At 69.5% G+C, this 13,902-nt stretch carries 11 protein-coding genes; 5 read left to right on the top strand and 6 right to left on the bottom strand.

Translation table 11 applies throughout. The annotated features are described in order from the left end of the window. The first annotated feature begins 186 nt into the window (after positions 1-186). Entirely contained in the window at positions 187-993 is an 807-nt protein-coding gene (locus E6A21_RS12330) for a metallophosphoesterase family protein (RefSeq protein ID WP_171041381.1), read from the top strand. A 190-nt stretch (positions 994-1,183) separates the two neighbouring features. On the opposite strand, the gene E6A21_RS12325 is transcribed toward E6A21_RS12330, so the two are convergent. Then, complete coding sequence (locus tag E6A21_RS12325) at positions 1,184-1,480, bottom strand: hypothetical protein (protein ID WP_212745933.1); 297 nt, start codon at positions 1,478-1,480, stop codon at positions 1,184-1,186. 153 nt (positions 1,481-1,633) lie between these two features. Here E6A21_RS12325 and E6A21_RS12320 point away from each other — a divergent pair, with 153 nt between their 5' ends. Then, positions 1,634-2,890: a helix-turn-helix domain-containing protein gene (locus E6A21_RS12320; RefSeq protein ID WP_138444454.1), complete on the top strand. Its 1,257-nt coding sequence runs from the start codon at positions 1,634-1,636 to the stop codon at positions 2,888-2,890. On the opposite strand, the gene E6A21_RS12315 is transcribed toward E6A21_RS12320, so the two are convergent. Next, positions 2,887-3,840, bottom strand: a complete 954-nt coding sequence (locus E6A21_RS12315) for a phosphoribosylaminoimidazolesuccinocarboxamide synthase (RefSeq protein WP_138444453.1) — start codon at positions 3,838-3,840, stop codon at positions 2,887-2,889. The two genes, E6A21_RS12320 and E6A21_RS12315, sit on opposite strands and share 4 nt — an antisense overlap. After that, complete coding sequence (gene purD / locus E6A21_RS12310; RefSeq protein ID WP_138444452.1) at positions 3,840-5,138, bottom strand: phosphoribosylamine--glycine ligase; 1,299 nt, start codon at positions 5,136-5,138, stop codon at positions 3,840-3,842. The genes E6A21_RS12315 and purD overlap by 1 nt, the downstream gene beginning before the upstream one ends. 82 nt (positions 5,139-5,220) lie before the next feature. Between purD and E6A21_RS12305 the strand changes: the two genes are divergently transcribed. Then, positions 5,221-6,237, top strand: coding sequence for an asparaginase (locus E6A21_RS12305; RefSeq protein ID WP_138444451.1), 1,017 nt, complete (start codon positions 5,221-5,223; stop codon positions 6,235-6,237). Positions 6,238-6,414: 177 nt separating this feature from the next. Then, a complete protein-coding gene (locus E6A21_RS12300; RefSeq protein WP_138444450.1) occupies positions 6,415-6,816 on the top strand; it encodes a sterol carrier family protein in 402 nt (133 codons plus the stop codon). A 1-nt stretch (position 6,817) separates the two neighbouring features. Here E6A21_RS12300 and E6A21_RS12295 read toward each other — a convergent pair whose 3' ends face one another. Next, positions 6,818-7,585, bottom strand: coding sequence for an SDR family oxidoreductase (locus E6A21_RS12295; RefSeq protein WP_138444449.1), 768 nt, complete (start codon positions 7,583-7,585; stop codon positions 6,818-6,820). Between the two features lie 201 nt (positions 7,586-7,786). Between E6A21_RS12295 and aceE the strand changes: the two genes are divergently transcribed. Then, on the top strand, positions 7,787-10,558 hold the full coding sequence (aceE, locus tag E6A21_RS12290; RefSeq protein ID WP_138444448.1) for a pyruvate dehydrogenase (acetyl-transferring), homodimeric type: 2,772 nt from the start codon (positions 7,787-7,789) through the stop codon (positions 10,556-10,558). A gap of 118 nt (positions 10,559-10,676) precedes the next feature. Here the strand turns inward: aceE and E6A21_RS17920 are convergent, their stop codons facing one another. Then, positions 10,677-10,847 carry a hypothetical protein gene (locus tag E6A21_RS17920; RefSeq protein WP_171041380.1) on the bottom strand — a complete coding sequence of 57 codons (171 nt, stop codon included), beginning with the start codon at positions 10,845-10,847 and terminating at the stop codon, positions 10,677-10,679. Positions 10,848-11,045: 198 nt separating this feature from the next. Then, positions 11,046-13,901 (bottom strand): molybdopterin-dependent oxidoreductase, encoded by a 2,856-nt coding sequence (locus tag E6A21_RS12285; protein WP_138444447.1) that lies wholly within the window; start codon positions 13,899-13,901, stop codon positions 11,046-11,048. Position 13,902: the final 1 nt, after the last annotated feature.

Here is a 13,902-nt window from a genome sequence, read left to right as displayed (position 1 = left end):
GGAATGGCGCCGAGGAATCGGCGCCATTCCTGTTTCCTGCATGGGCTTTCTTGGATCGGCCGCCCTGGTTGCCAACGGTCCTCCCCAGCCGCTCCCCGCCCGCGTGCTTTTCCACATAGAGAACCTCGCCCCGCCCTCGGTCACCTGTCCGTGGAAGAATCGAAGGCGACGGGTCAGGAGGGCACCATGAAGATTCTGATCGCCGGGGACTGGCACAGGGACGCCCACTGGGCGGTCGAGACGATCAAGGCGGCCCGCCAGCAGGGGTTGCGGCACGTCATCCACCTCGGAGACCTCGGCGCCTTCTGGCCCTCCGACTATCCGGAGCCCCCGAGCCGCACGAATTCCCTCGGGAAGGCGTACGGCTTCACCCGCTCGCTCTCGGATGCCGTCCGCGACGCGAACATCAAGTTCATGTTCATCGACGGGAACAACGACAACCACGAGTTCCTCGCCCAGCTGCCTCGACGCCGCCGCCGTGCCCGGATGATGGGCCTGACCTACCTGCCGAGAGGGACTCGATTCCGTCTCGGCGGCCGCCGCTTCGGCGCCCTCGGCGGGGCCTACTCCCTGGACCGGGGGCAACGGCGCCACCACGTGGACTGGTGGCCGGAGGAAGAGCCGACGGCAGAGGATGTCCGCCGGCTCGGGGACAGGCGGCTCGATGTCCTGCTCGCCCACGAGGTGCCCGCGAGCGTCGAACTGCCCGCATCGTTCCCGGTCCGCCCCGAGACAGAGGCGGAAGCGAATCGCACGCGGGAGCTCGTACAGGCGGCTGTCGAAGCCACGCGGCCTGCTCAGCTGTTCGCCGGCCACTGGCACCAGCGCCTCACGGTGCCCGTTCCGGGAAGCGACACCGTCCTCCAGGTCCTCGACATGCAGCGGCGCCTCGGCAATTCCGTAGTGCTCGACACGAAGACTCTGACCGTCGAGCCGTTCGTCCAAGTCCCCGCCCGAAGAGACGGCCCAGCCCAGCAGGAACGGCCCGCCTGAACCGAGGGTTGACAGGACATGTCAAACCGAGCAGTAAAAATACTGGGACTCAACGGCGAAAATGCGGGGCCCAGACACAGGAATAGCCCCGCCTGTCCTGGGACGGGCGGGGCTTTCCTGGCACTTCTCTGGACCCGCCAGACAACAGCGGATCATCGACGAGGGCTTGTGGCCCTCAGCTGAGGTCGACTCAGATCTTCGACTTCATGGGGTCGGGCCAGTTGCCGATGGCGGTAGCCTTCATCGGGTCGGGCCAGTTGCCGATGGCGGTAGCCTTCATCGGGTCAGGCCAGTTGCCGATCGCCGTGCTCTTCATGGGGTCAGGCCAGTTGCCGATGGCGGTAGCCTTCATGGGATCGGGCCAGTTGCCGATCGCCGTGGTCTTCATGGGGTCAGGCCAGTTGCCGATGGCGCTCGGGGCAACCGAGACGCCTCCGACTGCCAGCGCGCCGAGGAGGGCGAGTGACGCAGTCAGCTTCTTGAGCATGTCGTGTCCTTAGTTGTAGCGGGTGCAATCGGGCAGAGCGTGCTTTGTCGTGATTGACACCCCAAGTAAAATAACATCCACAGCAGGTGTCAAGCCGCTAGTCTATCGCCTTACCCCCAGCCACTGGGTGGGGGGCCAGTCGAGGAGGATGTTGTGGGGAGCGGATTCGGCGAGAAGTTGCGGGCCGAGCGTCTCGAGCGTGGGCTCACGCAGGCGGAACTGGGAAAGGACCTGTACTCCCCGAGCTACATTTCCCTCCTTGAGACCGGCCGCCGCGAGCCGACCCCCGAGGTCATCCAGGAGCTGGCCCGCCGGCTCGAGCTTGCGCCCAAGGCGCTCGAGGCGTGGAGCCAGCCGGTCACGGCGAACGACGCCGAATACGTCCTCGCCGGGCTCTACGCCCGGCAGGCCTGGGACATGCGCGACTACGCCCAGGCGGCGAGCCACGCCGCGACAGCGGCCCAGTTCGCCCTCGAGGCGAGGAACAACAGCGCGTGGTGGAACATGACCTACATGCAGGCCGAGTGCCTCATGAAGCAGGGCCAACTCGCCGAGTGCCAGCGCATCGTCCAGCACCTCCTGGAACACCCCATCATCGCCGAGTCGGACGGCCTCGCGGTGCGCGCGCACCAGATGCTGGCGGCCGTGTGCCACGGCCTCGGCCAGCTCGGCACCGCCGTCGAACACGCGCGGGAGGCAGTACGGCTGGGGGCGCAGCTCCCCGCCGGGTCGACGATCTACATCGGCGCACTCCGCGCCCTCATCGGGGCCCTCGCCGAAAGCGGCCGCCTCGACGAGGCGTGGGACTACTGCCGCATCCTCGGCACACTCGTCGACGAGGAGTCGATGGGGCAGCTCTCGGGCGAGGTCGAGTGGGTCATCGGCAACGTCGCGTTCATGCGCGCCGACTACGAGGAAGGAGTCAAGCACCACGAACGGGCTGCCAAGCTCCTCTCCCCCGCCAACGACATCGAGCTCTGGGCCCGTTTCAACAAGGCGTCCGCCGCCGTCCGCCTCTCGGGCGGCATCGTCGAACCCGAGACCCTCGCAGCGATCGAGCGCGCCGAGCTCGCCCTCTCGATCGTGGGCGGCTCCCGGCCGGAACAGCTGGAAGTCGCGTTCATCCGTGCCCGGTGGCTCTACCTCAACGGCCAGATCCCCGAGGCCATCGAGCGGCTCAAGGAAATCCACTCCGAGAAGAACGTCCTGGGGCGCCACACCGCCGGCGAGGTCGCCCTGCTCTACGGCCGCGCGCTCAAGGCGCTCGGACGCAACGACGAGGCGCTCGAGCTCCTCAAGGACGCCCGCGAGCAGTTCAGCTATGCGGGAGCCTCCGAGAAGGTCCAGCAGACCATGGACGCCATCCTCGAGATCCGGCTGGCCCAGCAGAGGGCCGGGGACCCGGACTAGGCGAAGCTGCGGCCCGTGAGCCTTTCGTAGGCCTCGACGTACCTTTCGCGGGTTCGTTCGACGACGTCGGCTGGCAGAGCCGGGGGCTCCTCGCCCGAGTGCCGGTCCCAGCCCGAGGCCGACGACGTGAGCCAGTCGCGGACGAACTGCTTGTCGAACGACGGCTGAGCCTTCCCGGGCTCCCACGTCGACGCGTCCCAGAACCGGGACGAGTCCGGCGTCAGCACCTCGTCGCCGAGTGTGATGTCGCCGGTCAGGGGATCCACGCCGAACTCGACCTTCGTGTCTGCGAGGATGATGCCGCGCCCGCGGGCGATCCGCTCCGCCTCGCGGTACACCTCGAGGGTGAGGTCGCGGAGCCGAGCTGCGGCGTCGTCCCCCACCATTCCGGTGACGTCCTCGTACGTGATGTTCTCGTCGTGCTCACCGATCTCTGCCTTCGCCGAAGGCGTGAAGACCGCCTCCGGAAGGCGCGAGCCGTCCACCAGGCCCGGCGGAAGCGGGATCTCGCACACGGTGCCATGCTCGCGGTACTCCGCGAGGCCTGATCCCGTGAGGTAGCCGCGGGCGATGCACTCGACCGGGTACATCTCGAGGCGCCGGCAGATCATGGCGCGGCCCACCACGTCGGCGGGGACGCCGTCGTCGGCCGTCGATCCCACCACGTGGTTCGGCACGTTGAGCTGCTCGAACCACCAGAGGCTGAGCTGGGTCAGCACCCGTCCCTTGTCCGGGATCTCGCTCGAGAGGACGTAGTCGTAGGCACTGATGCGGTCGCTCGCGACCACGAGCACCACGTCGGAAGGATGTGAAAGGCCAGAGCCCTCGGCCGGCTCGTAGAGGTCGCGGACCTTGCCCGAGTAGATGTGCTTCCAGCCCTCGAGCTGGGGGGCGTCCGCGTCGTAGCCGCGCTTGGTCCCCGCCCCGGTCGTCCCGTCGAACTCGGTCATCACACGCCTGCCTTCCCGGCCCGCTCCGGAACCCTGATCTCGCCGCGTGCGGCCTTCGCCGCGATGTCCTTGCGGAACTGGCCGCCGTCGAGGCGGATGAGTCCCATGCCCTCGTAGGCGCGTTCCCGTGCCTCCTGGAGATCCTCACCGAGCGCGACGACCGCGAGGACACGTCCGCCCGCGCTCGTGACGTTGCCCGCGTCGTCGACCTTCGTGCCCGCATGCAGGACGTGCACGCCCTCGACCGCCGCAGCCTTCTTCAGGCCCCGGATGCGGTCCCCGGTGCGGGGCTTGTCCGGATAGTTCTCGGAGGCGAGGACGACCGCGACAGCACTCTCCGGCGACCAGCGCAGCTCCCTCGCCTCGGCGAGCCGCCCCTTTGCCGCTGCGAGCAGGAGCCCGCCCAGCGGGGTCTTGAGGCGTGCCAGGACTGCCTGCGTCTCGGGGTCGCCGAATCGGGCGTTGAATTCGATGACCCGGGTGCCGCGGGACGTGAGCGCGAGGCCGCAGTAGAGGACGCCGACGAACGGGGTGCCACGCTTGGCCATCTCGTCGATGGTCGGCTGGGCGATGCGCCGCACGACCTCGTCCACGAGGCCCTCCGGCGCCCAGTCGAGCGGCGTGTAGGCCCCCATGCCGCCGGTGTTGGGGCCCTCGTCGTCGTCGAAGATGCGCTTGAAGTCCTGTGCCGGGGAGAGCGGGACCACGGTGCGGCCGTCGCTGAGGACGAACAGCGAGACCTCGGGACCGTCGAGGAACTCCTCGATGACCACGGAGCCGCCCGCGTCGAAGCACGCCTGGGCGTGGGCGAGCGCGGCTTCGCGGTCCTCGGTCACGACGACGCCCTTGCCGGCCGCGAGCCCGTCGTCCTTGACCACGAACGGGGCGCCGAACGCGTCGAGCGCGTCAGCGGCCTCCTCCGGCGTCGTCGCGACGCGCGCCATCGCCGTCGGCACACCCGCCTCCGCCATGACCTGCTTCGCGAAGGCCTTGGACGCCTCGAGCTGAGCCGCCTCCCGGCCCGGTCCGAACACGGCGATCCCCGCCGCTCGCACCGCGTCCGCGACCCCCGCCGCGAGCGGCGCCTCCGGGCCGACGACGACGAGGTCGACGTCGAGCTTCTGCGCGAGTTCGGTCACGGCAGCCGGATCGTTGGCGTCGATCCGGTGGGTCGGCACGACCTGGGCGATGCCCGCGTTGCCCGGGGCCGCGTGCACCTCGGTCACAGTGGGATCGGCAAGGAGGGAACGGACAAGAGCGTGTTCGCGGCCGCCCGGGCCGATCACGAGAACCTTCACCCGACAAGGGTATCCGGCGCCCCGAAGTCGCTGCACAGCGAGCCCGCGCATGACGGACTCCCACGCCGCATAGACTGCGCACATGGCCTCCCATGCAACCTTCACGGCGGAAGACGCCGTCGAACTCGCTGTGATCGAACGCAGCGGATTCGTCGAGTCCCGGCACATCGGCTCCGCCGTTGTGATTGCCGGCGACGGTACTGTCGTGACCTCGCTGGGAGACGTCACGAGCCCCGTGTTCGCGCGCTCCGCCCTCAAGCCGTTCCAGGCGCTGGCCTCGATGCGGAGCGGCGTTCCCCTCCGCGGCACCCAGGTCGCGCTCGCGTGTGCCTCGCACGTCGGCTCGCTCGACCACATGGACGTCGTCGAGAGCATGCTCAAGGCGGCAGGCCTCCGCGAGGCCGATCTGCTCTGCCCGCCCGACTGGCCCAAAGACGAGGAGGCGCGTGCGTGGCTCGTGCGCACTGAGATCGGCCGGCGGCGCCTCGCGCACAACTGCTCGGGCAAGCATGCGGCGTTCCTGTGGGCCTGCACCGTGAACGGATGGGACCGGAAGAGCTACCTCGAGCCGAACCACCCGTTGCAGGAGCGCGTCCGGGAGACGATCGAGGAGTACACCGAGGAGAGCATCGCCCATCTCGGCATCGACGGCTGCGGTGCGCCCGTCGCGGCGGTCTCCCTCACAGGACTCGCCCGCGCCTTCTCGCGCCTCTCGAAGGCGCCCGGTGCGCGCGGCGCGACAGGGGACGCGCGCGCCGCCACCATCGCCACCTCGATGCTCGACTACCCGTGGGCCGTTCAAGGCCGCGGGCGCGAGAACACGGTGGTCATGGAGGAGCTCGGGGTTCTTGCAAAGATCGGGGCCGAGGGGATTCTCGTCCTCGCGACCCCGCAGGGGGCCACTGCCGCAGTCAAGGTCCTCGACGGGAGCGTCCGAGCGACGACCCTCGTGGGGCTCACGATGCTCGCCGCCGCAGACGCCGTCGACATCCCCGATGTGGCCCGAGTCCTGGAGACGGTCGTCGAACCGGTCATGGGAGGCGGCCGTGCCGTCGGGCGGATCCGTCTCGGGCGGGCGGTCTCGGCCCTGCTGGGCTAGGCGGCGCCCCTAGGCTGGTGGGCGTGCCCCACCCCGTGCCCCTCGCCTTCCCGCCCGGTTGTCTGTTCCCGATCGGTCCAGACCGCGGCGTGTCGCACCGATACACGGAGTGCGAGCGGCCAGAAGTGGGCGGGACGGCGTAGCGCGTGGGCCGCCAGACGGAAGAGGAGAGAACGAATGCCTCCAAGACGGAGAATTGCGGCCGACGACGGGCGGGCGGCTGTGGCCGCTTGGCTTGCCGCCCGAGCGGAGGACGGCGCGGAAGCCGGCTCGGGCAAGGTGGAAGCGGGACTCCCCCGCCCGCTGCTCGCGACTGCCGTCCGCTACACCCTCGAGGAGCTCGCGTCCCGGGCACCGGGCAACTCCGTCGAGGTTCGCGTTCCACCGTTCGGCGTCGCCCAGTGCGTCGAGGGGCCCCGACACACGCGCGGCACGCCGCCGAACGTCGTCGAGTCGGACGCCGAGACCTGGCTTGCCCTCGCCACCGGCAGGATGCGCTGGGCGGAAGCACTCGGGTCGGGGCGGCTCAGCGCCTCCGGAACCCGCACGGACCTGAGCGGGCTCCTGCCGCTGGCGTGATCTAGCCGCGCCCCACGAGCGGCATGCCCGACGCCGTGATGAGCAGTGAGCCGACGGTCGCGGACGGGGGCAGGGATGCCATGAGGAACACGGCATTCGCGGCCTCCTCGACGGCGAAGGTCGGCTCGACGCGTCGGGAGCCGTCGGCCTGCAACGCGCCTTCCCCGGCTTCGGGCCCCCTGTTGAGCTGCTCGATGAGCTCGGTCCGGGTGTTGCCGATGTCGATCTGCCCGCATGTGATGCCGTAGGGCCGTCCGTCGAGCTCGATGCTCTTCGTGAGGCCCGTGATGGCGTGCTTCGTCGCGGTGTAGGCGACGGATTTCGGGCGCGGGCTGTGCGCCGAGACCGAGCCGTTGTTGATGATGCGCCCGCCCTGCGGACTCTGCGCCTTCATAGCCCGGAAGGCCGCCGCGGCGCAGAGGAAGCTGCCGGTGAGGTTCACCGCAACGACCGCGTTCCAGTCCTCCGGAGAGATCTCGCCGGGGTCGCCGCTCGGCCCGAACATGCCCGCGTTGTTGAAGAGCACGTCGACCCGTCCCCAGCGGAGGGTCACCTGGGCGAAGAGGCGTTCGACGGCGTCGGCCTCGGTGACGTCGGCGACCACAGGAAGCGCGGACTCGCCGAAGCCTCCGGCGGTCTCCTCGAGCGGTTCCCGCCGCCGCCCTGCGAGGGCAACATTCCACCCCTCCCTCAGGAGCTTCCGTGCCACAGCGCGTCCGATGCCCGACCCGGCTCCCGTCACGACGGCGGTCTGGGGCTTCCCGTTCATAGAGTCTCCTGGTTCATACAGCCTCCTCGAAGGACGTGGGCTTGACGCGCATCACGCCGCCACGTCACTCTTAATCCACATTGCAATAAATCGTTTCCATTATACGGAATCAGGAAGCGATGCAGCCCAAGCCATCCTCGCGGGGATAACGAAGTCCCCCGGACGAGCGCGCGCAACCCGCGCGCAGGAAAGAGGTTCGACGTGTTGACTGGAGAGCATACCCAGCATCTTTTCGGCGGTCTCGGCGCCCAGCTCCCCGACCACGATCCGGAGGAGACCGCCGAGTGGATCGAGTCCTTCGACTCGCTCGTGCAGGAGCGGGGTACGGAGCGGGCACAGTTCGTAGTCCGGAACATCCTCCAGCGGGCCGGGGCGCAGAGCGTCGGCGTCCCGATGGTGACCACAACGGACTACGTCAACACGATCGCCGCCGATCAGGAGGCCGAATTCCCCGGGGACGAGGAGGTCGAGCGCCGGTACCGCGCGTGGATGCGCTGGAACGCCGCGGTCCTCGTCCACCGGGCGCAGCGCCCCGGCATCGGCGTCGGCGGTCACATCTCGACGTACGCGGGAGCCGCCACCCTCTACGAGGTCGGCTTCAACCACTTCTTCCGTGGCAAGGACCACCCCGGAGGCGGGGACCAGGTCTTCTTCCAGGGCCACGCCTCGCCGGGCATGTACGCCCGCGCCTTCATGGAGGGGCGCCTCACCGAACAGGACCTCGACGGTTTCCGACAGGAGAAGTCCCACGAGGGCCACGCCCTCTCCTCCTACCCGCACCCCCGGCTCATGCCCTCCTTCTGGGAGTTCCCCACCGTGTCCATGGGCATCGGCCCCATGAACGCGATCTACCAGGCGCAGTCGAACCGGTACCTGCAGCTGCGCGGGATCAAGGACACCTCTGACCAGCACGTCTGGGCGTTCCTCGGAGACGGCGAGATGGACGAGCCGGAGAGCCGCGGCCTCCTCCAGCTCGCCGCCAACGAAAACCTCGACAACCTCACCTTCGTGGTGAACTGCAACCTGCAGCGGCTCGACGGCCCAGTGCGCGGCAACGGCAAGATCATCCAGGAGCTCGAGGCGTTCTTCCACGGAGCAGGCTGGAACGTCATCAAGGTCATCTGGGGCCGCGAGTGGGACGCCCTCTTGGGCAAGGACCGCGAGGGGCACCTCGTGCGCGTCATGAACGAGACGCCCGACGGCGACTACCAGACGTACAAGGCCGAGGACGGCGGGTTCGTGCGCGAGCACTTCTTCGGCAAGACGCCGGAGACGAAGGAACTGGTCGCCGACCTGACCGACGAGCAGATCTGGAACCTCAAGCGCGGCGGCCACGACTACCACAAGGTGTATGCCGCCTATAAGGCTGCCACCGAGTTCAAGGGCAAGCCGACCGTCGTTCTCGTGAAGACCGTCAAGGGCTACGGGCTGGGTTCCCACTTCGAGGGCCGCAACGCGACCCACCAGATGAAGAAGCTCACCCTCCAGGACCTCAAGGACTTCCGCGACCACCTGCGCATCCCGATCACGGACGAGCAGCTCGAGGCCGACCCCTACCGCCCGCCCTACTACCACCCGGGGCCCGACGCGCCCGAGATCCAGTACCTCCTCGACCGCCGCCGCTCACTCGGCGGCCCGGTCCCCGAGCGCCGCAGCCGGCACGCCGAGGTGAGCCTCCCGCCGTCGTCCGCGTACGCCGTCGCCGGCCGCGGCTCCGGGAAGCAGCAGGCAGCGACGACCATGGCGTTCGTCCGCCTGCTCAAGGACCTCATGCGGGACAAGGAATTCGGACGGCGGGTGGTCCCGATCGTGCCGGACGAGAGCCGCACGTTCGGCATGGACGCGTTCTTCCCGACCGCCAAGATCTACAACCCGAAGGGCCAGAACTACCTCTCGGTAGACCGCGACCTCGTCCTCGCATACAAGGAATCGCCAGGCGGGCAGCTCATCCACCCCGGCATCAACGAAGCCGGGGCGGTCGCGGCATTCACCGCCGCCGGGACCTCGTATGCGACGCACGGCGAGACGCTCGTCCCGGTCTACGTCTTCTACTCGATGTTCGGCTTCCAGCGCACGGGCGACTCGTTCTGGGCGGCCGCCGACCAGATGGCGCGCGGCTTCATCATCGGCGCCACGGCCGGTCGGACCACCCTGACCGGGGAAGGCCTCCAGCACGCGGACGGCCACTCGCCGCTCCTTGCCTCGACCAACCCCGCGGTCGTCACCTACGACCCGGCGTACGGATACGAGATCGGGCACATTGTGAGGGCGGGCCTCGAGCGCATGTACGGCGGAACCCATCCGGACCCGAACGTCATGTACTACCTCACCGTCTACAACGAGCCCATCGTCCAGCCTGCTGAGCCCGAGGGGCTCGACGTCGACGGGCTGCTGCGCGGGATGTACCGGCTGCCGCTCGACGGCGTGGGCAGTGCGGACGACGCCGCCCAGCGCCTCCCGGACGACGCACCCCGCACGCAGCTGCTCGCGTCGGGGGTCGCGGTGCCGTGGGCGGTCGAGGCGAGACGTCTCCTGGCCGAAGATTGGGGCGTGGCCGCGGACGTGTGGAGTGTGACCTCGTGGACCGAGCTCCGGCGCGACGGCCTCGCCGCCGACGAACAGGCCTTCCTCCATCCCGAGATCGAAGCGCCCGTCCCGTTCGTCACCCAGCAGCTCTCTGGGACCCGGGGGCCGGTCGTGGCCGTGTCCGACTACATGAAGGCCGTCCCGGATCAGATCCGCCAGTTCGTGCCCGGCGACTACGCCGTCCTCGGGGCTGACGGCTTCGGGTTCTCGGACACCCGCGCCGCGGCGCGGCGGTTCTTCAAGATCGACTCGACGTCCGTCGTCGTCCGCGCGCTCCAGGAGCTCGCGCGCCGAGGCGAGGTCCCGGCAGAGGCGCCGCAGCAGGCCATCGAGAAGTACCGCCTGCTGGACGTCAACGCCGGGCCGGAGGCGAGCAGCGAGGACTGAGAGGCCGCGACAACAGTGCCCCGCAGGCTTCTGCCTGCGGGGCACTGTTGTGGCATTCGCCGTCTGGTGTTGCCTTCACCCTTCCGTGTTCAATCACGGCCCAGGTGAGGCGCTGGGCTCATCTCGAGGCGACCGCACCGAGCAGGCGCGTGAGCCAGCTCCGCCTGAGGTCGTGCCGGTCGGAGTTCACGGAGAAATCGGGGTCGGTGGTCCACTCGCGGGGAATGTAGCGCTCGACGGCGGGCGCCTCCTGCTCGGCGGCGGGCTGGACGGTCTCCTTGGTGGGCATCTTCCTCCCCTTTCTGGACGTAAGTTTCGCTATGTGAAAACTTTTTTCTGTTATATGAAATGGTATGCGGCTGTTCCAACTTGGGTCAAGAGACGATTGACCTTCCGGCCCGGTTCTGGGCCCGACACCCGACAACAACGGACAACGCGCCGCGATCCAGACCGATCGGGAAACCACAATCGGGCGGTGAGCGCCGGGTCACACCCGTGCGGTCGCCGGAGCCGGCCGGGCGGGAAGGGCCAGTCCTGCCGCCTTGAGGGCGAGATAGATCCTGTCGCGAGTGAACGGAGGCTCGGTGAAGCGGAGGCCCGTAGCCGCCTTGAGCGCGTTCGCGAGGGCCGGCGTGACGGGGTTGAAAGGGCTCTCGCTCATCGACTTGGCGCCGAGCGGCCCCAGCGCGTCCGAGGTCTCGGCGAAGTAGAGCTCGCTGCGGGGAACGTCGGCGAAGGTCGGAATGTGGTACTGCCGCAGGATGTCGGTCGTGACAACGCCGGCGTCGTCGATCCGCACCTCTTCCCACAGTGCTGACCCGAGCGCCTGGGCGATTCCGCCCTCGACCTGCCCGCGGCACTGCCGAGGATTGACCACGACACCCGCATCCGCCGCCTGGACGCTCTGCAGGATCTGGAGCTCGCCCGTCCCTCGGTGGACGGCGACGCGGAACCCGTGCACGTTGAACGCGACCGACCGGGGCGTACCGCCCCAACGCCCCTCGGCGGAGAGGAGGAGGCCGCGTTCGGCCGCAGCGGCCGCCAATTCCGCGAGCGGCATCTCCCTGCCCGAGCAGACGACGGCGCCCCTCGCCAAGGTGCAGGCCTCGGCGGGGACGGCGGCAAGCTCGGCCGTGAAGGCACGGATCCGCGCCGCGAGGCCCTCCGCCGCAGCGAGGGTGGCCTTCCCCGCGACCACAGTTCCGGTCGAGCCGAAGGCGCCCGTGTCGTGCTCGGTGAGTCCCGTGTCCGCGTTGCGCAGCACGATGTCCGCGGCTCCCGCCGAGAGCGCGGTCGCGGCGAGCTGCGCGTGCACGGTGCTCGTGCCGTTGCCGAATTCGGCCGTCCCGACGTCGAGACCGAAGCGTCCGTCGGGCATGAGGGCGATGCGGGAATGGGCGAAGTGCCCGCGCGGCGGGACGGTGTCGATCATGGAGAGCGCCGTGCCCTCCCCCACGAGCCACTCGGGACCGAGATCGCCGGCTGCGGGCTTCCCATCGGTGCCGAGCCGCCCCCGGAACAGCCGCTCCCGCTCCCTGCCGCGTTTGAGCGCCTTCCCCACAAGCCGAACACACTGGTCCAGGCCGTAGCTGCCGTAGAGGACGTCGGGCTCCGGCTCGGGGTGCGATGCGAGCATCGGATCGTCGCGACGGACCATGTTGCGCCGCCGGAATTGGAGCGGGTCCATGCCGATCCCGGCTGCGAGCTCGTCCACCGCGGACTCGACCGCGAAGACCATCTGGCTCAGGCCGTAGCCGCGAAACGCGCCGGCGGGCACTGTGTGCGTGTAGACGGCACGGGCGTCGATCTTCTTGTTCGCGCACCGGTAGACGCTGACCGACTCGTTGCAGCCGTGGAACATGACGCCGGGCCCGTGGTTCCCGTAAGCGCCCGTGTTCGTGACGACGTCGACCGCGAGCGCCGTGAGCGTGCCGTCCCGCTTGGCCCCTGCGCGGAGCCGGATCGTGAAGGGGTGACGGGTGGTGGTGGCGCGGAACTGCTCGGATCGTGTGAGCTCGAGCTGGACCGGCTGGCCGAGGCGGAGCGCGGCAAGCGCCACGACGTCCTCCGTGAGGACCTCCTGCTTGCCCCCGAATCCGCCGCCCACCCGCCCAGTCACGACGCGGATCCGATCGGGTGCGAGCCCGAGGACGCGCGCGAGCGAGCGGCGCGCGAGGAAGGGCACCTGGGTCGATGACCGGACGACGAGCGTGCCGTCGCCGCCGAGCACGTCGCCGTCGGTCCAGGCGATCGAGCAGTGCGTCTCGAGGGCGACATGCTGGACCCGCTGAGTCCGGAACGTGTCCTCGTAGACGAAGTCGGCGGCGGCGAGGCCGGCCTCCACGTCGCCGATCTCGGAATGCAGTTCGGCCACGACGTTCCGTCCCGGATCCGCGATCCGCGCCGTCCCGGCATCCTTCTCGCCGTGCACGAGGGGCGCCCCCGGGGCGAGGGCGGCTTCAGGAGTCAGGGCTGCGGGCAGCGGTTCGTAGCCGACTGCGACCGCCCTCACTCCCGCTTCCGCTGCGGCCACGGTTTCGGCGACTACCGCAGCCACGCGCTGCCCGTGGTACCGGACGACGGTGTCGAAGAGCCGGGTGTCGTCCGGATCGTCCTCGACGAGTTCGTGCTGCGCGGTTGAGTAGAGGAGGTCGGGCGCGTCGTCGGGCGTGAAGACGGCGACTACGCCCGGGATGGCGAGGGCGGCGGAGGCATCGATCGAGGTGATGCGCGCGTGGGCGTGGGGCGCCCGCACGAGCTTGAGGTGCAGGAGCGCGGCCTGGCCGCCCGGCACCTCGTCGTCCGTGACGTCGAGGGTGTACCTTTCCGTACCCGAGACGATGCGCCGCCCGGCAGGAGCGGGGACGTCCTCGCCCATCCGCCCGTCGCTCGGACCGCCTTGGCCGGCGCCGGAGACGGCGGCTTCGACCGCCGCGTAGCCGGTGCACCGGCAGAGGTTCCCCTTGAGGCTTCTCGGCAGGTCGGCGAGCTGGGCGCCGTCGAACGTCGCCGCCGTCATCACCATGCCCGCGGTGCAGAAGCCGCATTGGAAGCCCTGTGCCTCGACGAACTGGCGCTGCATCGGGTGGAGTCCATCCGGGCTGTCCCCGCACGTCGCGGCGAGACCCTCGACCGTGGTGACCGAGTGGCCCTCCGCCCGCTGGGCAGGGAAGAGGCACGAGTGGACTGGGGTGCCGTCGACGTGGACGGTGCACGCGCCGCAGTCCCCGGCATCGCAGCCCTTCTTGACGCCGAGCGCGCCCTGTTCCCGGAGGAACGTCCGCAGGCATTGGCCCGGGCGGGGGGCCGCATCGGTGGGCTCCCCGTTGATCTCGATGGCCATG

Origin of the sequence: Sinomonas susongensis (assembly GCF_005877005.1) — a bacterium.
Lineage (GTDB): Bacteria > Actinomycetota > Actinomycetes > Actinomycetales > Micrococcaceae > Sinomonas > Sinomonas susongensis.
This window is presented reverse-complemented; position numbering and strand designations above follow the sequence as displayed.

Bases quoted from the DNA above. Each gene is read 5' to 3' on its own strand.
- E6A21_RS12330 (WP_171041381.1), top strand. From the start codon at position 187: ATGAAGATTCTGATCGCCGGGGACTGGCACAGGGACGCCCACTGGGCG.
- E6A21_RS12325 (WP_212745933.1), bottom strand. From the start codon at position 1,480: ATGCTCAAGAAGCTGACTGCGTCACTCGCCCTCCTCGGCGCGCTGGCA.
- E6A21_RS12315 (WP_138444453.1), bottom strand. From the start codon at position 3,840: ATGACCGAGTTCGACGGGACGACCGGGGCGGGGACCAAGCGCGGCTAC.
- E6A21_RS12305 (WP_138444451.1), top strand. From the start codon at position 5,221: ATGGCCTCCCATGCAACCTTCACGGCGGAAGACGCCGTCGAACTCGCT.
- E6A21_RS12300 (WP_138444450.1), top strand. From the start codon at position 6,415: ATGCCTCCAAGACGGAGAATTGCGGCCGACGACGGGCGGGCGGCTGTG.
- E6A21_RS12295 (WP_138444449.1), bottom strand. From the start codon at position 7,585: ATGAACGGGAAGCCCCAGACCGCCGTCGTGACGGGAGCCGGGTCGGGC.
- E6A21_RS17920 (WP_171041380.1), bottom strand. From the start codon at position 10,847: ATGCCCACCAAGGAGACCGTCCAGCCCGCCGCCGAGCAGGAGGCGCCC.
- E6A21_RS12285 (WP_138444447.1), bottom strand. From the start codon at position 13,901: ATGGCCATCGAGATCAACGGGGAGCCCACCGATGCGGCCCCCCGCCCG.